20 protein-coding genes are annotated in these 20,738 nt (G+C 70.4%); 3 read left to right on the top strand and 17 right to left on the bottom strand.

The features are described 5' to 3' along the window. Window positions 1–97: 97 nt before the first annotated feature. From HF999_RS00225 to pdxS, 8 genes are all read right to left on the bottom strand, one after another. Complete coding sequence (locus tag HF999_RS00225) at window positions 98–1,801, bottom strand: VanW family protein (RefSeq protein ID WP_168543937.1); 1,704 nt, start codon at window positions 1,799–1,801, stop codon at window positions 98–100. A gap of 81 nt (window positions 1,802–1,882) precedes the next feature. Further along, complete coding sequence (locus HF999_RS00220) at window positions 1,883–2,638, bottom strand: YebC/PmpR family DNA-binding transcriptional regulator (RefSeq protein WP_168543936.1); 756 nt, start codon at window positions 2,636–2,638, stop codon at window positions 1,883–1,885. A gap of 45 nt (window positions 2,639–2,683) precedes the next feature. Beyond that, window positions 2,684–4,072, bottom strand: coding sequence for a WS/DGAT/MGAT family O-acyltransferase (locus HF999_RS00215; RefSeq protein WP_168544146.1), 1,389 nt, complete (start codon window positions 4,070–4,072; stop codon window positions 2,684–2,686). A gap of 42 nt (window positions 4,073–4,114) precedes the next feature. Next, window positions 4,115–4,720, bottom strand: a complete 606-nt coding sequence (gene pdxT, locus HF999_RS00210; RefSeq protein WP_168543935.1) for a pyridoxal 5'-phosphate synthase glutaminase subunit PdxT — start codon at window positions 4,718–4,720, stop codon at window positions 4,115–4,117. Window positions 4,721–4,739: 19 nt separating this feature from the next. Beyond that, window positions 4,740–5,564: an acyl-CoA thioesterase gene (locus HF999_RS00205; RefSeq protein WP_168543934.1), complete on the bottom strand. Its 825-nt coding sequence runs from the start codon at window positions 5,562–5,564 to the stop codon at window positions 4,740–4,742. Window positions 5,565–5,585: 21 nt separating this feature from the next. Then, entirely contained in the window at window positions 5,586–6,389 is an 804-nt protein-coding gene (locus tag HF999_RS00200) for a PP2C family protein-serine/threonine phosphatase (RefSeq protein WP_168543933.1), read from the bottom strand. Beyond that, a complete protein-coding gene (locus HF999_RS00195; protein ID WP_168543932.1) occupies window positions 6,386–7,741 on the bottom strand; it encodes an RDD family protein in 1,356 nt (451 codons plus the stop codon). The genes HF999_RS00200 and HF999_RS00195 overlap by 4 nt, the downstream gene beginning before the upstream one ends. A gap of 97 nt (window positions 7,742–7,838) precedes the next feature. Next, window positions 7,839–8,771, bottom strand: a complete 933-nt coding sequence (pdxS, locus tag HF999_RS00190; protein WP_168543931.1) for a pyridoxal 5'-phosphate synthase lyase subunit PdxS — start codon at window positions 8,769–8,771, stop codon at window positions 7,839–7,841. Between the two features lie 151 nt (window positions 8,772–8,922). On the opposite strand from pdxS, the gene HF999_RS00185 reads away from it, so the two are divergent. Further along, the gene (locus tag HF999_RS00185) at window positions 8,923–9,642 is read left to right on the top strand and encodes a hypothetical protein (RefSeq protein WP_168543930.1); all 720 of its coding nucleotides are present in this window, start codon (window positions 8,923–8,925) and stop codon (window positions 9,640–9,642) included. A gap of 114 nt (window positions 9,643–9,756) precedes the next feature. Here the strand turns inward: HF999_RS00185 and HF999_RS00180 are convergent, their stop codons facing one another. From HF999_RS00180 to HF999_RS00145, 8 genes are all read right to left on the bottom strand, one after another. Then, entirely contained in the window at window positions 9,757–11,304 is a 1,548-nt protein-coding gene (locus HF999_RS00180; protein ID WP_168543929.1) for a serine/threonine-protein kinase, read from the bottom strand. Window positions 11,305–11,312: 8 nt separating this feature from the next. Beyond that, the gene (locus HF999_RS00175) at window positions 11,313–12,341 is read right to left on the bottom strand and encodes an NUDIX hydrolase (protein WP_168544145.1); all 1,029 of its coding nucleotides are present in this window, start codon (window positions 12,339–12,341) and stop codon (window positions 11,313–11,315) included. Between the two features lie 12 nt (window positions 12,342–12,353). Further along, the gene (locus tag HF999_RS00170; protein ID WP_168543928.1) at window positions 12,354–13,478 is read right to left on the bottom strand and encodes a glycosyltransferase family 4 protein; all 1,125 of its coding nucleotides are present in this window, start codon (window positions 13,476–13,478) and stop codon (window positions 12,354–12,356) included. Further along, window positions 13,478–14,455: a phosphatidylinositol mannoside acyltransferase gene (locus HF999_RS00165; RefSeq protein WP_168544144.1), complete on the bottom strand. Its 978-nt coding sequence runs from the start codon at window positions 14,453–14,455 to the stop codon at window positions 13,478–13,480. Before HF999_RS00165 ends, HF999_RS00170 begins: the two co-directional genes overlap by 1 nt. Continuing rightward, window positions 14,455–15,111 (bottom strand): phosphatidylinositol phosphate synthase, encoded by a 657-nt coding sequence (gene pgsA / locus HF999_RS00160; protein ID WP_168543927.1) that lies wholly within the window; start codon window positions 15,109–15,111, stop codon window positions 14,455–14,457. Before pgsA ends, HF999_RS00165 begins: the two co-directional genes overlap by 1 nt. 2 nt (window positions 15,112–15,113) lie before the next feature. Continuing rightward, a complete protein-coding gene (locus HF999_RS00155) occupies window positions 15,114–15,668 on the bottom strand; it encodes an HIT family protein (protein ID WP_168543926.1) in 555 nt (184 codons plus the stop codon). Window positions 15,669–15,701: 33 nt separating this feature from the next. After that, window positions 15,702–17,699 carry a threonine--tRNA ligase gene (thrS, locus tag HF999_RS00150; protein WP_376766465.1) on the bottom strand — a complete coding sequence of 666 codons (1,998 nt, stop codon included), beginning with the start codon at window positions 17,697–17,699 and terminating at the stop codon, window positions 15,702–15,704. Window positions 17,700–17,850: 151 nt separating this feature from the next. Then, a complete protein-coding gene (locus HF999_RS00145) occupies window positions 17,851–18,378 on the bottom strand; it encodes a (2Fe-2S)-binding protein (protein WP_168543924.1) in 528 nt (175 codons plus the stop codon). 482 nt (window positions 18,379–18,860) lie between these two features. On the opposite strand from HF999_RS00145, the gene HF999_RS00140 reads away from it, so the two are divergent. After that, complete coding sequence (locus tag HF999_RS00140) at window positions 18,861–19,202, top strand: DUF1801 domain-containing protein (protein ID WP_168543923.1); 342 nt, start codon at window positions 18,861–18,863, stop codon at window positions 19,200–19,202. A gap of 40 nt (window positions 19,203–19,242) precedes the next feature. Here the strand turns inward: HF999_RS00140 and HF999_RS00135 are convergent, their stop codons facing one another. After that, a complete protein-coding gene (locus HF999_RS00135) occupies window positions 19,243–19,680 on the bottom strand; it encodes a VOC family protein (RefSeq protein WP_168543922.1) in 438 nt (145 codons plus the stop codon). A 161-nt stretch (window positions 19,681–19,841) separates the two neighbouring features. Here HF999_RS00135 and HF999_RS00130 point away from each other — a divergent pair, with 161 nt between their 5' ends. Then, on the top strand, window positions 19,842–20,711 hold the full coding sequence (locus HF999_RS00130; RefSeq protein WP_168543921.1) for a serine/threonine-protein kinase: 870 nt from the start codon (window positions 19,842–19,844) through the stop codon (window positions 20,709–20,711). Window positions 20,712–20,738: the final 27 nt, after the last annotated feature.

Genomic DNA, 20,738 nt, shown 5'->3' with positions numbered 1-20,738 from the left:
ACCTCCGAGCACCGTCGAACACTCAAACCTTTGTTCGAGAGCATACCGGAGCCCGGCACCGCCTCGTCGCACCAACACGCACCCGCGATGACGCGGGCTACTCGCAGATGACGGTCGGCACCGGGTCGTACTTGACGGTGCGGGTGTGCCGCGAGATCACGTTCCCGGACTTGAGGTCCGTGATGGTCCGGGTGTTGCTCGTGGTGAAGCCCGGCTGGCCGGTGCTCGCGACGCAGTGCGGCCCCTTCGGCAGCCGGATGGTGCGCGGCTCGGTCGGCAGGCTGCGCGCGCCCGTGCTCGACGACACCTCCCGGGTCTTGGTGCTCCACATCCGCACCGACACCGACGACGCGCCGCCACTCGCCTCGATGACGATGCCGTACGGCGTGTCGTTGCGGAACTGCAGGTCGATCGCGCCCTCGAAGACCGTGGCCTCCCGCGCCTCCGGGTAGCGCGAGATGTAGTAGCTGTGCTCGGTGTGGCCGACGTCCTCGAGCCCGGCGAAGTACGCGGCGTTGTAGAGCGTGGTCGCGAACTGCGAGATGCCGCCGCCCACGGCCTTGTCGGGGCGTCCGTTGTTGATGATCCCCGACTCGACGTACCCCTGCGCGGTGCCGCGAGGGCCGGTGTAGCCGTTGAGCGAGAAGGTCTCCCCGGGCAGGACCACCGCGCCGTTCACCTGCTGGGCGACGCGCCGGATGTTCACACCGGAGGCGTCGCTGAACCCGCCGGTGGAGAACTCGCTGACCACCTCCCGCACGCCGAGTTCCTTGGCCCGCGCGGTGGTGAGCTTGGGCTCGACAGTCTTGAACTGCGCGGTCGCCGTGCGGCCCTGCGCGGACTGCTCGACCACGGCCTTGGACACCGCGTCGATCGTGGGGTCCCACACCACCTCCCGGCCCGGGACCGAGTCGGTCACGGTCGGCGTGCCACCCGAGACGCTGAACCCGGCGTCCTTCGGCTTCGCGACCGCCGACTCCAGCCGCGTGCCGAGCAGCTTCTTCGCGGCCTCCCGGTCGACCTTCGGCGCGAGGTTGCCGGCACCGTCGGGCCGGAACGACAGGAACGTACCGATGTCGGCGGCGGACACGTGCCCGACGGTGCCCGCGGGTACCTGGCCCGCACCGTCCCGACGGAGCACGACCTCGGAGGCGACGGCCTGCGCCGCGGCGCCGGAGGCGACCTTGTGCACGGTGTCCGCGGACACCGTGGGGGTCATCTTCTCCGTGGGGAGCACGATGTCGGTGCTCTCCGGCCAGGCGGCGGCGACGGCCGCCGCGGCGTGCGCCGGATCGATCCGGTCGCCGGCCTTCGGCTCGACGGCCACGGGCCTACCGGACCGGTAGACGACGGCACCGTCGGCGGCCGCCTCGGTGAGCGGGCCGCCCACCTTGGCCAGCGCCGCGTCGAACACCGCGCGGTCGACCGTGGAAACCGGCTGCACATGCCGCGCGCTGACGAATCCCACCAGGTCGCGCAGCGGCGATCGCTGGTCGATCGCGCGCTGCACGGTGGCGGGGACGTCCATCCTGAGCCCGAGCTCCGCGGGCGTGAGCCGGACGGTGCCCTTGTCGGTGCGCAGCGTCACCGGCTCGGCATCCGCGCGGCGGGCCGCCTCCGTCAGGCGGGCGGTCGCATCGTCGCGGCCCAGGGAACCGAAGTCGACGCCGATCGCCGTGGCCCCGTGCACGGTCTCCGCGCGGCCCGTCTCCCAGACGGCGGCCCCGCCCGCGCCGAGCAGCAGGGCGGCCGCCAGGGCGAATGCCGGGGCACGGCGCAGCGCCGTTCGGGTGCGAGTCACAACCTGAGAATATCCTGACGCTTCAGAACCGGGCAGTGGACCCGATGCGAGAGGTCGATCCTGTGCCCGCCACGAGGACGATCAGTCCTCCTCGAGCTCCGCCAGGACCTCGTCGGAGATGTCGACATTGGTGTACACGTTCTGCACGTCGTCGCTGTCCTCCAGCGCGTCGACCAGCTTGAACACCTTGCGCGCACCGTCGGCGTCGACGGGGACCTCGACCGACGCGCGGAAGCCCGACTCGGCGGAGTCGTAGTCGAAACCCGCCTCCTGCAGCGCGGTGCGCACGGCGACCAGATCGGTCGGCTCGGCGATGATCTCGAACTGCTCGCCCAGGTCGCTGATCTCCTCGGCGCCCGCGTCCAGCACGGCCATGAGCACGTCGTCCTCGGACTGGTCGTTCTTGTCGAGCGTGACGATGCCCTTGCGCGCGAACAGGTACGACACCGAGCCCGGATCGGCCATGTTGCCGCCGTTGCGGGTCATCGCGACCCGGACCTCGCCCGCGGCGCGGTTGCGGTTGTCGGTGAGGCACTCGATGAGCACGGCCACGCCGTTGGGCCCGTAGCCCTCGTACATGATGGTCTGCCAGTCGGCGCCGCCCGCCTCCTCGCCGCCGCCGCGCTTGCGCGCGCGCTCGATGTTGTCGTTGGGGACCGACGACTTCTTCGCCTTCTGAATGGCGTCGAACAGGGTGGGGTTGCCCGCGGGATCACTGCCGCCGGTACGCGCCGCGACCTCGATGTTCTTGATCAGCTTGGCGAACAGCTTGCCGCGCTTGGCGTCGATCCCCGCCTTCTTGTGCTTGGTGGTGGCCCATTTGGAATGGCCGCTCATCGATCCCTCGATTCCGTTCGGGTGCGCTGCATCAACCCTTCGAGTTTACGTGAAAGCCTTCTCCAGCTCCGTCAACGCGTCCTCGAGGTAGTGGATCATCCGCTGCACGTGCGGCACGGAGGCGCGACACGCGGTGATGCCGAACTCCAGGTTGCGGTTGTTCGTGCAGATCGTGATGTTCACCGCCTGCCCCTCCCACGCGATGGACGCGGGGTACACGCCGTCGAGGTGGGCACCGTTCCAGTACATCGCCTCCCGCGGCCCCGGGACGTTCGAGATCACCAGGTTGAACGGCGGACGCGTGGCGCCGCGGTACCCCGGCAGCATCCCGGGCGCGAGCCCTGCGATGTTCGCCGCGCTCAGCGCCAGCACCTGCAGCGGCGACAGTTCGCCCATCACCTTGCGCGCGGCACGCACCGAGTCCTGGATCGCCGTCACGCGCGCCGCCGGGTCGGTCAGATCGGTCGCCAGTGTCGCGATCACCGCGCCGACCGCGTTCGACGAGGACTCCGCGCCCTCCTTGTGCAGGGACACCGGCACCATCGCGGTCAGCGAGCGGTCGGGCAACTCGCCCAGCTCCTGCAGGTAGCCGCGCAGGGCGCTGCCGCACATCGCCAGCACGATGTCGTTGACCGTGGCGCCGGCCGCCGCGCGCACCGCGTCGATCCGGTCGAGCGAGTAGGACTGCGCGACGAACCGCCGGGCGCCGCCGATCGGCACGTTGAAGATGGTGTGCGGGGCCTCGAACGGCGCCTTGTAGTCGTGGTCGCGGATCGTCGCTCCGGCCACCTTGAGCGACGCCGGGAGCATGCCCAGCACCTCGCCGGTGAGCCCGCCGACCTGCTTGACGGCGCTCAGGGGGTTGAAGGGCAGGAGCTTCGAGGCCCCCGCCGCCCCGCCCGACGGTGCCTGCTTGCGCCGCCGGCCCAGGCCCGGCTGCCAGACGACGCGCCCCTCCCGATCGTCGGGGTCGTTCGACAGCGCCAGGGTCATGTACCGCAGCGCGGAGACACCGTCGACCAGCGAGTGGTGGACCTTCGAGTACACGGCGAACCGGCCGTCCTCGAGCCCCTCCACGACGTGGATCTCCCACATGGGCCGGTGCCGGTCGAGCAGCGTCTCGTGCCACAGCGACACCTGCTGGAACAACTCGCGGATCCGGCCGGGCTTCGGCAGCGCCGAGTGCCGCACGTGGTACTCGAGATCGATCGAGTCAACCTCGGACCACCAGGTGTTGCCGAGGATGCCCACCGGATCGGCGGGCCGGCGGCCGAACTTCTCACTGACCGTGACGTGCTCGCGCATCGTCTCGACCACCGACCGCACGAAATCGGGGCCCGCGTCCTCGGGCGGCGTGAAGAGCTGCAGCCCGCCCACGTGCATCGGATGCTCGCGGGACTCCGCCATGAGGAACATCGAATCGGTCACCGGCATGTAGCTCACGAAGCCACTCCCCTCGCTCCTACGGCGGCGGTGTCACGCGCCCCGGACGATGTCCACGAAGCGCCGGTGGATCCGCAGATCGCCGGTGACCTCGGGATGGAAGGATGTGGCCATCGTCACACCCTGCTGAACAGCGACCACCGTACCCGCAGTCGCCCCGGCATCGTCGGGCACCCTGGCCAGCACCTGGACGCCGGGCCCGACCCGCTCCACCCACGGCGCGCGGATGAACACGGCGCGCACCGGGTCACCGTCGATCCCGGCGACCTCGAGATCCGTCTCGAAGGAGTCCACCTGCCGTCCGAAGGCGTTCCGGCGCACCGTCATGTCGATCGCGCCGAGGCAGCGCGCATCGGGCCTCGTGTCGAGCACCTCGGAGGCGAGCATGATCATCCCCGCGCACGAGCCGTAGGCCGGAAGGCCGCCGGCGATCGCGTCGCGGAGCGGATCGAACAGGTCGAAGACGCCGAGCAGCCGGCTCATGGTGGTCGACTCGCCGCCCGGGACGACGATGCCGTCGACGGCCGCCAGGTCCGCCACCGTGCGCACGAGCGCCGTACGCGCCCCCACCGCCTCGAGCGCCTGACGGTGCTCGCGCACGTCACCCTGGAGGGCCAGTACCCCGATCCGCACAGTCACGGGGAACCACCCTATTGCCCTACTGCCGGAAGCGGTGCAGGCCCTCCTGGATGACGACCGCCACGAGGTTCCCGTCCTGCGCGAAGATCCGCCCGGCGGTCAACGCCCGCCCGCCACCGGCCGACGGTGACGTCTGGTCGTAGAGCAGCCATTCGTCGGCCCGGAACGGGCGCAGGAACCACATGGCGTGGTCCAGGGAGGCCACCTGCGTGTCGACGCCCGGGTGGGCGACGCGCGCCGAACCGAGCAGCGTCATGTCGCTCATGTAGGCGAGCGCGCTGGTGTGCACGTTCTGATCGTCGGGCAGGCGGCCGATGTGCCGGAACCAGACCTGCTGGTGCACCGCGCGTCCCACGTAGGGCGCGGTCTCCTCCTGCGGCACGATGCGGATGTCCCAGTTGCTCCACTCCTCGAACAGCCCGAGGCTCTCGCGGGTGGCGTTCGGATCCTCTCGGGGGCTGGGCACCGACTCGGGGGCGGGCGTCGGCGGCATCTCGTCGCTGTGCTCGATCCCCGCCTGCCCGGGAAGCTGGAACGAGGCCGACATGGAGAAGATCGCCTCGCCGTTCTGCACGCCGTTGACGCGCCGCGTGCAGAAGGACCTGCCGTCGCGGATCCGGTCGACGAGGAAGACTGTGTCCGCGTCCGGATCGCCCGGCCGCAGGAAGTAGCCGTGCAGCGAATGCACCTGCATGGCGTCCGGGACCGTCCCGATCGCGGACCGCAGCGCCTGACCGGCCACCTGGCCGCCGAAGGTGCGCGCCAGGACCGAGGGAGCGTGAATGCCGCGGAAGATGTCGCGGTCGATCTGTTCGAGACTCAGCAGCGCTTCGATGTCAGCCACGAGGACGTACTCTACTGAAGGTCACCAGTCCGGATCGGTCTGTTCCGTGGTGGCGTCGACCACGATCACAGTGACATTGTCGCGGCCGCCGGCGTTCAGCGCGGCGGCGACGAGCTGGTCGGCGCATTCGTCGATCGGCACGTCCGAGTCGAGGATCTGCCGGATCTCGTCGTCCGTGAGCTCACCGTTGAGGCCGTCCGAGCACACCAACAGCTTCTCGTGCGGCTGCGCCGGCACGATCCAGAAGTCCGCATCGGGCTCCATCCCGGCGCCGAGCGCGCGGGTGATCACGTTGCGCCGCGGGTCGACCCGCGCCTGTTCGGGGCTCAGGAAGCCGCCGTTGATCAGTTCCTGGACCTGGGAGTGGTCGACGGTGAGCTGCTCGAAGTAGCCCTCCGCGAGCCGGTAGGTCCGCGAATCGCCGATGTTGACGACCAGCCAGTGCGGAACGCCCTCGTAGGTGGTCAGGAGCAGGCCGGTCACGGTCGTTCCGGCGCGCTTGCCGGTCTCGGAGTCGATCGCCTCGATCGCGGCGTGCGCGTCGCGCAGCCGGTCGACGACCTGCTCCATCACGACCTGCGCCTCCGCCGGCTCGGGTCCGAAGACCTCGGCGAGCGCCTCGAGCGCTGCGGCCGAGGCGACCTCGCCCGCATCGTGCCCGCCCATGCCGTCCGCCAGCAGGAACATGCCCGGGCCGGTGAGCGCACCGTCCTCGTTGGTCAGGCGCACCCGTCCCGGATTGCTGATGGCGACCCATTTCATGGACACGCCGCCCTGCACCCCGTAGACGATCTCGGAGCGCGCCTCGCCCTCGTCCGCCGTCATCCGCCGAACACCTTGAAACTGCGCTGACCCATGTGCACGACGCTGCCCTTCTCCACGGCGTACCTGATTCCCTTCGTGAGCTCGGTCCACGAATCACCGAAGGCGATCGCGGACCCGTTGGTCGAGCCCACGTCCTCCACCCACAGCTCGCCGCGGGTGATACCGAACAGCAGGTGCGTCTTGGACACCGATGCGGTGTCGTCGACCAGCACGTGCTTGGCGACCGTGGACGAGTCCGCGCCCGCGGGCAGCACCGGCTCGCGGCCGATGATGCCCTCGCCGCGCACGTCCAACGAGTGTCCGTCGTCGAAGCGCAGCACGATCGGTGCGCCACCCGACGGGATCGGGGACGGTGCCGCGGGGCGGGGCTGCTGCGGCGCCGGACGACCTGCGGGCGCCGGGCGTCCGCCGCCCGGGACGCCGGGGCCGACCGGACCCGAGGGACCGACCGGTCCCGAAGGGCCGACGGGGCCCGGCGGGAACTGCTGGCTCGGGCGCTGCTGCGGGCCGGGGCCCTGGGGTGCCTGCGGCTGCGGGGCCTGCTGCGGGGGCGCCTGCGGCGGCGGCGCGAAGGCCGCGGCGGGCGGGAAGGCGGCGGGCTGCCCGTCGCCATCGGTGGGCGGCGGACCGAAGCGCGGCGGGATCGGGCGCAGGCCAGGGACGTCGTCGGGCAGCGGGGGCAGTTCCGGCGGGGCCATGCGCTCGCGCGGCTCGTCGACCTCGACGACCTCGGTCGCCGCCTCCGCGCCGATCGGGTCGATCCGGGTCTCCTCGGGCAGCGGGGTCGGGATGCGCTGGAGTCCACGGTCCGGCTCGCCGGTCACCAGGCCGCCCAGCGGGCCCGACGGTGCCGGGGCCGGGGCGCGGACGCCCGTCGCGACGTCGGCCTCGTCGACCGTCGTCGTGCGGGATGCCTTCTCATGAATGCCGCGCCGCGCACCGTCGGCCAGCACTGACCAGCCCGGCAGGTAGACCAGCGGCGCGAGCACGTTGAACACGACGGAGCGGATGGCCGCGGCGGGGAACCCGACGGCGCGGTGCGAGTCCGCGTCGACGACCTTGAGGCCGGCGAGGGTCTTGCCCGGGCTGGCGCCGAACGCACCGTGCAGCACGATCGAGACGACGATCGCGACCGCCGCGCCGATGCCGACGAAGATCCAGCCCATCTCGAGCCCGGCGGCCACGTCGACGATCAGGGCGATCGCGACCACGGTGGACGCGACGCACAGATCCGCGATGTACGCGAGCACGCGCAGCGCGACCGGCGCCGACTCCACCCGTGATCCGCCCAACGCCACGGTCGTCTGTGCCCCGTACCCGTCGGCGGCCCTGGCCGTTGCTTGGTCTGACATCCTCCGCCTCACTGCTTCCAGTTCTTTCCCGGGTACCCCCGGCCCGCGCAGCCTCGACGCTAGCGCGAATCGCCCGCCACGGGCGGGCGACATGCCGTTACCAGCCGCGTTCCGCGAGGCGGTGGGGCTGCGGGATGTCGTCGACGTTGATGCCGACCATCGCCTCACCGAGTCCGCGCGAGACCTCGGCGAGCTTGGCGGGGTCGTCGTAGAACGTGGTCGCGGCCACGATGGCCTTCGCCCGCTGCTCGGGGTTGCCGGACTTGAAGATGCCCGACCCCACGAAGACGCCCTCGGCGCCGAGCTGCATCATCATCGCCGCGTCGGCCGGGGTCGCGATGCCGCCGGCGGTGAACAGGGTGACCGGCAGCTTGCCGTTCTTGGCGACCTCGACGACCAGGTCGTACGGCGCCTGCAGTTCCTTGGCCGCGACGTACAGCTCGTCCTCGGGCAGCGAGGTCAGGCGGCGGATCTCGTCGCGGATCTTGCGCATGTGGGTGGTGGCGTTCGACACGTCGCCGGTGCCGGCCTCGCCCTTGCTGCGGATCATCGCCGCACCCTCGGTGATGCGGCGCAGCGCCTCACCCAGGTTGGTCGCGCCGCAGACGAAGGGCACCGTGAAGGCGAACTTGTCGATGTGGTTGGCGTAGTCGGCCGGGGTCAGCACCTCGGACTCGTCGATGTAGTCGACGCCGAGCGCCTGCAGGATCTGCGCCTCGACGAAGTGGCCGATGCGCGCCTTCGCCATGACGGGGATGCTGACGGCGGAGATGATGCCGTCGATCATGTCCGGATCGGACATGCGGCTCACGCCGCCCTGCGCGCGGATGTCGGCCGGGACGCGCTCGAGTGCCATGACGGCCACGGCGCCCGCATCCTCGGCGATCTTCGCCTGCTCGGGGGTGACCACGTCCATGATCACGCCGCCCTTCAACATCTCGGCCATGCCGCGCTTGACGCGCGCGGTGCCGGTGACGGGTGCGGTCTGGGGATCAGTGGACACTGACGGATCTCCTCGTAGCTGGGACATGTGAGGCTCCAGTATTCCCGATGACGGTGCGCGGTCCCAGCCCGGGTCGCCGGGGCGGACACACACCGATAGTGCAGGCGACATGTACTTCACGACATCGTCGATACAGTGGCGGCATGTGTAGCCGTTCGCACAGAGCGACGCCCCGTCCATGAGCATCACCGTCAGCGTGCTCCCGTTCCTCATCGACACGGACCTTCAGGTCGGACCGGGCTTCGCCCCCGAGGCCGTCGAGGACTTCGTGACGCGCTGGTCCCTGGTGCCGTCGCCGGACGGCGAGGACGAGTACCTGACTGCGGATGACATCGCGGATGGGATGCTCCCCCGGATCAGCGCGTCCACGGAGAAGTTCGCGATCAATCGTCCGGCCGCCGACGAGGTCGACATGGCGATCGACTGGATGTTCACCGTCGGGGGCACCTTCATCGAGCACTCCGGCCGGTTCATCTCGATCGACGCGCGGTGGCTGGACCTGGAGGACCCGCACGCGTTCGAGCTGTTCGTCGTCGCAGACGCGGCGACCGCACGTGACGCCTTCGCCGCTCCCGCCTGCCCTCCGGGGATCTGGGATATCCGGGACGGCTGGCAGAGGGTGCCGGTGATCGTGCGCCGGCCGGTGTCCGACTGGTCTCCCGAGGTCAGCTGGAACGGGTGGCGCGTGATGCTCCACGACGACGAGATCGAGGTGCAGACGGTGCCGGACCACGCCTTCTGGGGCGTCCCGATCCGTGATGTGGAGCCCGGCTACACCTACTGGGCGGAGAACTGGGCCGTGCGCGACACCGGCGGCGTGCTCACGGCTGCGCACCGCGACGGCCGCGTCGTCACCGTCGGAGCCGGGGCGGCCGGCCCCGTCATCACCGCGCACTGAGGGCTCCGCCCCCGATTCGTCGCCGCCCCACCGGAACGTCGGGCGTTTCGGTGGGGCTGCGACGAATCGGGGGGAGGCTGTGGCGTTTCGGTGGGGTGGCGACGAATCGGGGGGTCAGCGCGTCCAGACGGACCGGGCGGGCTCCGACGCCACCGAGCGGCCGTCGCCGCGGGTGATGACCAGCCCGCCGGCGCTCACGGTGTAGATGGTGTCGTTGCGGGTCTCGCCGTTCACATCCGGGTTCCGCGCGCGGTACGAGCCGGATCCCGCGGACGACGCCGGCAGCGTGAGTCCGCTGTTGTCGCCCGACACGCGCGCTCCTCGATACGTGTACGCGCCGCCCGAGCTGCAGATCACGACCCGCGAGCCCGCTCCCGCGCCGGAGGTGAGCAGCGCGAGCTCGAGGGTCTCGCCGCCCGCGCACCGGGCGGGGCTGCCGAGGAAGCCGTAGGCGTCGGTGCCGGGCACCGTCGGGACGCGTGCGCTCGTCGTCGTGCCGGAGGTCGACGGTGCCTCCGTCGTCCCGCCCGTCGCCCCACCGGGCGGCGCGATGGCGGTCACCGTCGGGGCCGGCGAATCGGAACCCGAACGGCCGAACGCGAGGTACCCGACGGCCGCCAGGGCGACGACCAGCACCGCGACCAGGGCCGCGAGCCCGATGACCCGGCCGTTCCCCCGCGCGGGCGGCGCCGGAGCCGAGCCCGGGGGCGGCGTGAAGGCGGGGATCGGGGTGGGCGGCGGGGTCGGGCGGATGGTCGTGGCGGGCGCGGGCATCGGAGGCCGGTGCGGTGACGTCGGCCCGACGGTGGGCCGTCCGTCCGGCCGCGCGGCGACGAGCGCGGCCCGGAACGCGCGGGCGAACTCGGCGTTGTCGACGTAGCGGTCCCGCGGCTGCTTCGCCATCGCCCGGGCGAAGACCGCGGCCAGCCCCGGCGGCAGCCCGGCGAGCCTCGACGCCGGATCCGGCACCGGCGCGCTCAGGTGCGCCATCATGACCGAGCTGGGCGACCCGGGCCCGAACGGCGGACCGCCGGTGAGCAGCTCGAAAGCCGTGCACGCCAGCGAGTACTGATCGGCACGGTTGTCGAGCGGCTTGCCCTCGATCACCTCGGGCGCGAGGTAGGCCATCGTGCCCACGGCGACGCCGGTCGCGGTCAACGAGCTCGCGTCGTCGCTGGCCTTGGCGATGCCGAAGTCGACGAGTTTGACCACCGGCGGGCGCCCCGACCGGGACGGTTCGAGCAGGATGTTGCCGGGCTTGACGTCGCGGTGCGTCAGCTTGCGCTCGGTCCAGGCCCAGTCCAGCGCGCTGCCCACCTGGTCGAGCACGTCCGCGACCGTCGACGGCGCAAGCGGGCCCCGCGTTCGCAGGTACTGCGCCGCATCCTCGCCCTCGACGTACTCCATCGCCAGCCACAGCCGGTCCTCGAACTCGCCGCGGTCGTAGATCGTGACGATGTTCGGGTGCCGGAGCCCGGCGAGGATGTCGGCCTCGCGCAGGAACCGCGCGGCGAAGTTGGGATCCCCGCCGAACTGCGGGCCGAGCAGTTTGAGTGCGTCCTGTCGCGGCAGCCGCGGGTGCTCGACGAGGAACACCTCGCCCATCCCGCCTGCGCCCAGGCGGCGCACCACCCGGTACCCGGAGATCTCCCTCGGTTCCATCTCTCCCCCTATTCGACGCGGGCCGGAACGTCCGGCGCCGATCCTGCCGCCAGCGCGGCCCGCACGTCGGGCACCAGGTCGGCGAGAGTCGCGGGGTAGACGGGGTCCCCGAGCGCCCGGATGTCGTCCGCGCTGCACCAGCGCAACTCGTCCAGGGTGCGCCGCTCCAGGTCCGTCCAGCCCGACGGTGCCGGCTCGAACCGTTCGCAGGCGACGGCGAAGAAGTACTCGACGGAGTCGATCACCTCGCCGTCGAAGGTGAACACCGCCTCCCGCCGGTACAGCGGGCCGACGAAGGCGGACGGCTCGAGCGTGCGCCCCGTCTCCTCGAGCAGTTCCCGGGCGGCTGCCGCGCGCAGATCCTCGCCCCGTTCGACACCGCCGCCGACCGTGAACCACCAGTGTCCGGACGGCGATTCGCCGTCCGGCACCGGCTCGTGGCCGCGGACCAGGAGAACGGCACCGTCGGCGTCCACGACGATGACCCGCGCGGACACGCGGCGCTCCTCGGTCTCCGCGAGCAACGCGGCGGGGAGCACGCCGCCCCGGTCGACGATGTCGAAGTACTGCGGCATCGGCGCCGTACCGCCCAGGTACAGCCAGCGCACGAAGCGGCGGCCGCGCAGCATCCGCGTGTCGCGGACCGCGTCGTTGTGGAACCTGCGGGCCATCGTGACGCGGGTGTCGGCGTCGGCGATCTCGGCGACGAGCGAGCGGGGCAGGGTCTCGATGTCGATGGCGCCGATGGCGGCCGAGAGCCGGTTCTCCCGCGGCTCGCGGTCCTCGGGCGCGGCGTTCTCGGCGCGGTCCGCCGCGGCGCGGAGTGCGCGGCCGGCATCGTCGGGGATCGACGCCGCGACCGCCCGGGCGACGGCGGCCCGTCGGGCCAACGCGGCGTCGAGCGCCTGCATCGACAGGTCGACGCGCACGTGCAGGCGGTCCAGTCGGTGCGCGGTCTGGTACGCCAGTGCCGCAACGACGAACACCGCGACGACGATCAGCCCGATGACGATCACGGTGGTGGCGGTCAGGTACAGCACGGGGCCCTCTCAGTCATCGATGGTCACGACCACGCCGGGCACGGCGACGGTCTCGTAGACGCGGATCACCTGCTGGGCGACCACCGACCAGTCGAACCGCCACACGACCTCCGACGCGTGCGTGACCAACTCCGCGCGGCGCAGGTCGTCGGACAGCAGCCCGGCGATGGCGGCGCCGAGCGCGGGACCGTCACCGACGGGGACGAGCACGCCGGCCTCTCCCCCGTCGAGGACGCGTTCGAAGGCGTTCAGGTCGCTGGCGACGACCGCGGTACCGGCGGCCATGGCCTCGACGAGGACGATGCCGAAGCTCTCGCCACCGAGGTTCGGCGCGACGTAGACATCGGCGGAGCGGAGCGCGGCGGCCTTCTCCTCATCGGTGACGGCGCCGAGCAGTCGCAGGTGCTTCGCGTACGGGCCGGCCTCGCGGAGCAGCTTCTCCTCGTCACCCCGGCCGATGACGAGGACCTCGACATCGGGGTGCTCCCGGGCGATCGTGGGCAGCGCCTCGAGGAAGACGGCCATGCCCTTGCGCGGCTCGTCGTAGCGGCCGAGGAAGAGCACCGTCCGCCCCGGGCGCGGATAGCCGGGTAGCCGATCGCCGTTCGCGAAGTGCGAGACCTCGACGCCGTTGGGGATCTCGATCGCGTCCGATCCGAGTGATTCCATCTGCCAGCGTCGCGCGAGCTCGGAGACGGCGATCTTGCCGCGGATCTTCTCGTGCGAGGGACGCAGCACGCTCTGGAACACCGAGAGCACGAGCGACTTCTCCGTAGACGTGTGGAAGGTGGCGACGATCGGGCCGTCGGCGATCGCCAGCGCGAGCATCCCGAGGCTGGGCGCATTGGGCTCGTGCACGTGCAGCACGTCGAAGCCGCCCTTGCTGATCCACTTGCGGAGACGACCGAAGGCCTTGGGCCCGAAGGAGAGTCGCGACACCGACCCGTTGTACGGGATCGCGACGGCCTTGCCCGACGAGACGGCGAAGTCCGGGAGCACCGTCTCCTTCGACGAGGGCATCAGCACCGACACCTCGTGCCCCATCTCGATGAGCACCCGCGCCAGGTCGACGACGTGCGCCTGCACCCCGCCCGCGACATCGAACGAGTACGGGCAGATCATCCCGATCCGCATCAACGCACCTCGGTACCCTCGCCCGGCACCTCGGTGCCCTCGCCCGGCGCATCGGGCCCGACGGTGCCGCCCGCCCCGTCGCTCCCCAGGATCCGGTCCCGGCGCGCCTGCGACCAGTCGGCCTCCCACAGCGGCTGCAGCATGTGCCAGTCGGCGGGGTGCGCGGCGATGTTCCGCTCGAAGGCGTGGGCCAGCTGCTGCGTCGCGTGCTCGATGCCCTTCGACACGTCGATCGGGTCCTGCGAGGTGAAGCCCCAGGCGTCGCCCTCGAACCAGCAGTGCACGGGCAGCAGCGGCGCGCCGGTGTCGATGGCCAGCTTGGCCGGCCCGGCGGGCATGCGGGTGCGCTCGCCGAAGAAGGTCACCGGCACGCCGTGGCGCGCCAGATCCCGCTCGCCGAGCAGGCAGATCGGCCGCCCCTCCCGCAGCCGCTGCGCCAGCGCCTGCATGGGCGGTTGTTCTCCGCCGGACAGAGGGAAGATCTCGAAACCGAGCGATTCGCGGTACTCCACGAACCGCCGGAACAGCGATTCCGGCTTGAGTCGTTCGGCGACGGTGGCGAACCGGCCGTACCTCTGGGCCAGCCACACCCCGGCCATGTCCCAGTTGCCGCTGTGCGGGAGGGCGAGCACCGCGCCCGTGCCCGCGTCCATCGCCTCGTGCAGGCTCGGCGTATCGACGTACTGGTCCAGGGTCGCGCCGAGCTGCTCGAGATCCATCGACGGCAGCCGGAAGGACTCGCGCCAGTACCTCGCGTAGGACCGCGCGGACTCCTCGATGAGGCGCTGCGGGACGGCGTCAGGCGTCGTCCCGAGTACCCGGGCCAGGTTCTTGCGCAATTGCGTGTTGTCGCCGCGCGCGCCGAGACGGCCGCCCACACCGTCGATGAGGAACTTCGCCGCGGACTCCGGCATCCGCTTCGTCAGGGCCCAGCCGGCGCGATAGGCGAGGTCGGCGGCTTCCTCGCGGGGGTCGATCACGCGTCCTCCTCACCCTGCGTCGCGGCCGCCGGGAGCGGCAGCAGATCCGTGGCCCCGGGCGAACGCCGCACGCTCACGGCGCGCTGCACGACGGTGACGATCGAGGTCGCGGCGAGGAACCACATCGCGACGTGGATGGCCCACCCCACGCCGAGCCCGGTGAAGCCGGCACCGACGAGCACGATGATGAGGCGCTCCGGACGCTCGATCCAGCCACCGTCGCCCTTGAGCCCCGAGGCCTCGGCACGGGCCTTCGCGTAGCTGATCACCTGCGAGGTCACGAGGCAGATCAGCGTCGCGACCAGCAGGTTGTACCGGTTGTGCTCGGTGAACACGGCCCACCACGCCAGGCCGGCGAAGATCGCACCGTCGGCGATGCGATCGCACGTGGCATCGAGCCATGCCCCGAACCGGGTGCCGCCCCCGCGCACGCGGGCCATCGCACCGTCGAGCATGTCGAACATGACGAAGAACCAGATGATCATGGTTCCCCAGAACAGCTGGTCCGCGGGGAAGAGCCACACCGCGGCGGCGACGGAGCAGACCGTGCCGAACAGGGTCACCACGTCCGGCGTGAGACCGGTCCTGATCAGGACTCTCGCGATCGGGTGCGTGACCTTGGAGACCGCCTCCCGGCTGAAGATCGCCGACACTCCTAGACCTCCTCCCAGGCCTTCGCCATCAGCGCCCTGGTCTGTCCCAGCAGCTGCGGCATCACCTTAGTGCCCGACAGCACCGTGATGTAGTTCGCATCGCCGGGCCACCGCGGCACGATGTGCTGGTGCAGGTGCTCGGCGATCGAGCCGCCGCCCGACCGACCCAGGTTGAAGCCCACGTTGAACGCCGCCGGCCGCGAGATCCGCTTGATCACGCGGATGGTCCTCTGGGTGAGCTTGATCAGCTCGAAGGCCTCCTCGTCGGTGAGGTCCTCCAGCTCGGCCACCTGCCGGTACGGCACCACCATGCAGTGTCCCGGGTTGTACGGGAACAGGTTGAGCACGACATAGCAGTACTCGCCCCGGGCCACGATCAACCCGTCCTCGTCCGCGAGCTTGGGGATCTCGAGGAACGCGGTGCTCCCCTCCGGGACGGGAGGGGAATCGACCAGGTACTGCATCCGATAGGGCGTCCACAGCCGCTCGATCGTCTCGTCGCCGTCGCCGACCCCGAAGTCGCGATGCGCGCCGGGCACGCCCGTCTCGTCGATCATCGATTCCTCCCCGTCCTCTCCGCTCGGTGCCGGTCAGGCCGTCCCGACGGTGCTCTCCGCCGGGCCCAGGAGCTCGGCCGTCGGGGATTCGTTGCGGCGCGCGTGCACCCAGTCAACGATCCGCTGCACGGCATCGTCGACCGGCACCTCGTTGACCTGGGTGCCGTCGCGGAAGCGGAAGCTGACCGCTCCGGCGTCGCGGTCGTGCTCGCCTGCGAGCAGCATGAACGGCACCTTCTGCGTGGTGTGGTTGCGGATCTTCTTCTGCATCCGGTCGTCGCTGTGGTCGACCTCGGCGCGGATCCCGTGCTTCTTCAGCGCGCGGATGACCGTCTCCAGGTGGTCGCCGAACTGCTCCGCCACCGGGATACCGACCACCTGCTGCGGCGCGAGCCAAGCGGGGAAGGCCCCGGCGTAGTGCTCGGTGAGCACGCCGAAGAAGCGCTCGATGGAGCCGAACAGCGCGCGGTGGATCATCACCGGGCGTTGCTTGGTGCCGTCGGGCGCGGTGTACTCGAGCTCGAACCGCTCCGGGAGGTTGAAGTCCAGCTGGATGGTGGACATCTGCCAGGTCCGGCCGAGTGCGTCCTTGGCCTGCACGGAGATCTTCGGGCCGTAGAAGGCGGCGCCCCCCGGATCCGGCACGAGGTCGAGACCGGATGCCTCAGCCACCTGTTGGAGGGTCTTGGTCGCCTCCTCCCACACCTCGTCCGAGCCGACGTACTTCTGCGGGTCCTTGGTGGAGAGCTCGAGGTAGAAGTCGTCGAGGCCGTAGTCCTTGAGGAGCGAGAGCACGAACTCGAGGGTCGTGGTCAGCTCCTCGTGCATCTGTTCCTTGGTGCAGTAGATGTGGGCATCGTCCTGCGTCATGCCGCGCACGCGGGTCAGGCCGTGGATCACGCCGGACTTCTCGTAGCGATACACCGAGCCGAACTCGAAGAGCCGCAGCGGAAGCTCGCGATACGAACGACCGCGGGCATCGAAGATCAGGTTGTGCATCGGGCAGTTCATCGGCTTGACGTAGTAGTCCTGGCCCGGCTTGGTGACGTTGCCCTCGTCGTCGTACTCGGCGTCGAGATGCATGGCCGGGAACATCCCGTCCTTGTACCAGTCCAGGTGGCCCGAGACCTCGTAGAGCGTGCTCTTGGTCAGGTGCGGAGTGTTCACGAAGTCGTAGCCGGCGTCGATGTGCCGCTGCCGCGAGTACTCCTCCAGCTCCTTGCGGATGATCCCGCCCTTGGGGTGGAACACGGGCAGGCCGGAACCCAGCTCGTCGGGGAAGCTGAACAGGTCCAGCTCCGCCCCGAGCTTGCGGTGATCGCGCTTCTCCGCCTCGGCGAGCAGCTCGAGGTACTCGTCCATCGCCTCGGGCGACTCCCACGCGGTGCCGTAGACGCGCTGCAGGTCGGCGTTGTTCTGGTCGCCGCGCCAGTACGCCGCGGAGCTGCGGGTCAGCTTCACCGCGGGGATGTACTTGGTGGTCGGCACGTGGGGGCCACGGCACAGATCGCCCCAGATCCGTTCGCCGGTACGGGGATTGAGGTTGTCGTAGGCGGTGAGCTCGGCGCCGCCGACCTCCATGACCTCGCTGTCGTCCGCGGCACCCTTGTCGTCGATGAGCTCGAGCTTGTAGGGCTCACCCGCCAGTTCGGCGCGGGCCTCGTCCTTGCTCGCGTACACCCGGCGCGAGAACCGCTGCCCCGCCTTGATGATCTGCTTCATCTTCTTCTCGAGGCCCTTGAGGTCCTCGGGAGTGAAGGGCTCGGCGACGTCGAAGTCGTAGTAGAAGCCGTCCTTGATGGGAGGGCCGATGCCCAGCTTGGTGCCCGGGAAGCCGTCCTGGACGGCCTGCGCCAGCACGTGCGCCGCCGAGTGGCGGATCACACTGCGCCCGTCCTCCGTGTTCGCCGCGACGGACTCGACCTCGGTGTCGGTCTCGGGGATCCAGCTCAGGTCCTTGAGGGTGCCGTCGGCGGTCTTGACGACCACGACCGCCTCGGGGCCCTTGTTCGGCAGATCCAGCTCGCGCATGGCTGCCCCGGCCGCGATTCCGGCGGGGACGACGAAGGTGGTGCTCACAGTGCTCCTAGTCATGTAGCGGGCGGCATACCTGGCCGCACGCGGTTATCAGTCCGATCGATCCTATCGGTCCCCGGCGTGCGGCCGCCGCGCGAGGCGACCCTCACGCGAGCCGCGCGCGCCGCTCCTGGGGAGTCTGCCGGGGGCAGCTCAGGCACTTGCCCATCCCGGGGCACAGGTAGAGCAGGCAGCAGGAGCCCCGTCGGACGACGGTGCCGCGCCCCGGGACCTCGTCGAACCGCGCGGCCGGGGCGTCCGGCCCGCACGCCCGCAGCATCCGGTCGGCGACGGTGCGCGGCTCCCCCGTCGCGAGCGCCGCCGCGGCGATCGAGTCCGTCCCGATCGCCCAGAGCGAGCGTTCCGTGGCACCGCAGGCCTGCGCGATCCCGGGGATCAGGCGGTGGAAGGCACGCGCCAGCGCGCCGGCCGGGTCGTCCGACGGTGCCGCCTCCCCCAGTTCCGGCCATCCGCCGGCCCCGGTCCGGACGGGCGCGCCGGCGCCGTCCGATCCCGCGATCGCGACTCGGGCGAGGGCCCCGGACAGGGCGTACCAGTAGAGGATTCCGGCCACCCGCAGATCGGGTGCGCGGATACCGCGCCGCAGCGCGTCGACGGCATCACGGTCGTCCATCACTCCAGCGTACCGACGGACATCGCAGAAATCTTCCCCCACCATTTCCCGCGCATTGCGATCGCCATTCTCACCGCACGACACGGAATGGAAGACACCGATTGCCGAGTGGCACTCGATCGCAAACCGTGGAACGAGTTCCATTAGTGGACAGTGTTTTTCGCTACTGCGAGGTAATAAAATTAGCGTGAACAAAGGACGGCGAAACCATTGGTATCGCTGAGAAATGGTGATAGCTTCAGAACTCCCAGGACATCCAAAGGCAGCACTGTGGTGTGACAGCCATCGCTATTGCCGCGCGATGACCGTGACAACGCCGGCGCGAGTACCCGCAGCGTGGAAGCCGACACCGGCACTGCGAGTGTCGATTCGAACGGCCCGCACGTGACCGACGCCCCCTCGGTCGACGTGCACTGATATCTGTTCGCCCCCACGACGGCCGGGGCTGCACGCCCCGGCCGCCGTCGGCGTACCGTTCGACCATGAGCATCGATTGGCGTGAGCGCACCGTCGGACGGATCCGTGCCGTGATCCTCGAGGCCGAGCCGGACACCGTCGAGGAAGCCAAGTGGCGCAAGCCCTCCAACCCCGACGGGGTGCCGACGTTCTCCCTCGACGGACTGCTGTGCACGGTCGAGACGTACAAGGACAAGGTCAAGGTGACCTTCGCGAAGGGCGCCGCGGTCGAGGATCCGGACGGCCTGTTCAACGCGAGCCTGGACGCCGGCACGCGCCGCGCCATCGATCTCCGGGAGTCCGACACGCTCGACGCCGACGCCTTCCGCGCCCTGATCACGCGCGCGGCAGCGCTGAACCGGAGCTGAGCGACCGGATCATCTCGTGACCGGGGTCGGCGCGGACCGGTCAGGCCGTGCCGAGCTCCTGCGCGAGCATCACGATGATGCCGCTCGGGCCGCGGACATAGGTGAGTCTGTAGACGTCCTCGTAGGTGCCGACTCCGCGGAGCGGATGGCAACCGTGCTTCGCCGCGATCGCGAGGGCCTCATCCAGGTCATCGACCGAGAAGGCGACGCGATGCATCCCGATCTCGTTGGGCAGCGTGGGTTCGGTCTCGATGGCATCCGGATGCAGGTACTCGAACAACTCGATACGACCTTGGCCGCCGGGTGTTTCGAGCATCGCGATCTTGGCGTGGTTGCCGTCGAGCCCGACGGCGGTGTCCGTCCATTCACCGCTGACCGTCTGCCGTCCGATGACAGTGAGGCCGAGGTCCGTGAAGAACGCGATCGTCGCTTCCAGATCACGGACCGCGATCGCGACGTTCTCGAGCTTGATCGGCATACCTGTGACGGTATCGCGCCCGCACGATCGCGGGCGGAATACACACGGATCGGCTCGGTGGCGCACCGCGCGCCGTCCCGTGCGATAGTGGCCTCGATCGTGCGCCACGCGCCTGTCCGTGGTGTCATCAAGGTCGGGGGCCTTTGAACGCTATGCCGAACGTGGGAGACGTCGTCGCCGGGTACGCGGTGCTCCGGCGGCTCGGACGAGGCGGCAGCGCGGACGTCTTCCTCGCGCAGCGACCGGGCGAAGAGCCGGTGGCGCTCAAGCTGCTTCGCACTGCCGACACGAGCGGGCACGCCTATCGCCGCTTCCAGCGCGAGTTCCGCCTCACCGACAAGGTCGCCGGCCCGAATGTAGCGGCCGTCCTCGATTGCGGAGAGGATCCGGTCGTGCCTCTCGGCGGAACACCGGGTGATCCGCGCGCGTGGATCGCGCTGCAGTACGTGGACGGCGCCGCGGCAACGACCTTCGTTCCCGGCGAGGTCGAGCCCGATCTCGCCGTCATCGTCCCCGTACTGGTCGACGTCGGGCACGCCCTCGACGACTGCCACCGAGCCGGAGTTCTGCACCGCGATGTCAAGCCCGCCAACATCCTGGTCGAGGGCGCCGGGCTCGGCGCACGCGGCGTTCTGTCGGATTTCGGGATCGCCCAACCCCTGGTTCCGCCCGCGACGGTCCTCTACGACGGTGACCTGTTGTTCTCACTCCCGTACGCCGCACCGGAACTGCTGCGCGCGCAGGATCTGTTCCCGCAGACCGACGGCTACGCGTTCGCCGCCACCGCGTTCGAGCTCCTCACCGGCCGGCCTCCCTTCCTGCGCCGCACGGAGCTCGCCGTCAGGCATGCGCATCTCCACGCCTCCGCGCCGGCACCGGACTCCGTTCGACGGTGGCTCCCCGCCAGCCTCACCGCTGTGTTCCGCAAGGCACTGGCCAAGCGAGTCGATGATCGCTATCCCACGTGCACCCGACTCGCAGAGATCCTGCACCGCACGCTCCGCGACGTGAAGCCGCGGCCCTCGACCTGAAGTAGCGCGGCCGTAACAGTTGCGGCA

Source organism: Tsukamurella spumae (assembly GCF_012396015.1).
Lineage (GTDB): Bacteria > Actinomycetota > Actinomycetes > Mycobacteriales > Mycobacteriaceae > Tsukamurella > Tsukamurella spumae.
The sequence above is the reverse complement of the archived record's forward strand: the minus strand, read 5'-3'. Positions and strand labels throughout refer to the sequence as shown.

Excerpts from the sequence above, each read along its gene's own strand:
- HF999_RS00220 (WP_168543936.1), bottom strand. The coding sequence starts at position 2,638 with ATGAGCGGCCATTCCAAATGGGCCACCACCAAGCACAAGAAGGCGGGG.
- HF999_RS00215 (WP_168544146.1), bottom strand. The coding sequence starts at position 4,072 with ATGCCGGTGACCGATTCGATGTTCCTCATGGCGGAGTCCCGCGAGCAT.
- HF999_RS00200 (WP_168543933.1), bottom strand. The coding sequence starts at position 6,389 with ATGACGGCGGACGAGGGCGAGGCGCGCTCCGAGATCGTCTACGGGGTG.
- HF999_RS00195 (WP_168543932.1), bottom strand. The coding sequence starts at position 7,741 with ATGTCAGACCAAGCAACGGCCAGGGCCGCCGACGGGTACGGGGCACAG.
- pdxS (WP_168543931.1), bottom strand. The coding sequence starts at position 8,771 with ATGTCCCAGCTACGAGGAGATCCGTCAGTGTCCACTGATCCCCAGACC.
- HF999_RS00185 (WP_168543930.1), top strand. The coding sequence starts at position 8,923 with ATGAGCATCACCGTCAGCGTGCTCCCGTTCCTCATCGACACGGACCTT.
- HF999_RS00180 (WP_168543929.1), bottom strand. The coding sequence starts at position 11,304 with ATGGAACCGAGGGAGATCTCCGGGTACCGGGTGGTGCGCCGCCTGGGC.
- HF999_RS00170 (WP_168543928.1), bottom strand. The coding sequence starts at position 13,478 with ATGCGGATCGGGATGATCTGCCCGTACTCGTTCGATGTCGCGGGCGGG.
- HF999_RS00155 (WP_168543926.1), bottom strand. The coding sequence starts at position 15,668 with ATGATCGACGAGACGGGCGTGCCCGGCGCGCATCGCGACTTCGGGGTC.
- thrS (WP_376766465.1), bottom strand. The coding sequence starts at position 17,699 with ATGCGCGAGCTGGATCTGCCGAACAAGGGCCCCGAGGCGGTCGTGGTC.
- HF999_RS00145 (WP_168543924.1), bottom strand. The coding sequence starts at position 18,378 with ATGGACGACCGTGATGCCGTCGACGCGCTGCGGCGCGGTATCCGCGCA.
- HF999_RS00140 (WP_168543923.1), top strand. The coding sequence starts at position 18,861 with ATGAGCATCGATTGGCGTGAGCGCACCGTCGGACGGATCCGTGCCGTG.
- HF999_RS00135 (WP_168543922.1), bottom strand. The coding sequence starts at position 19,680 with ATGCCGATCAAGCTCGAGAACGTCGCGATCGCGGTCCGTGATCTGGAA.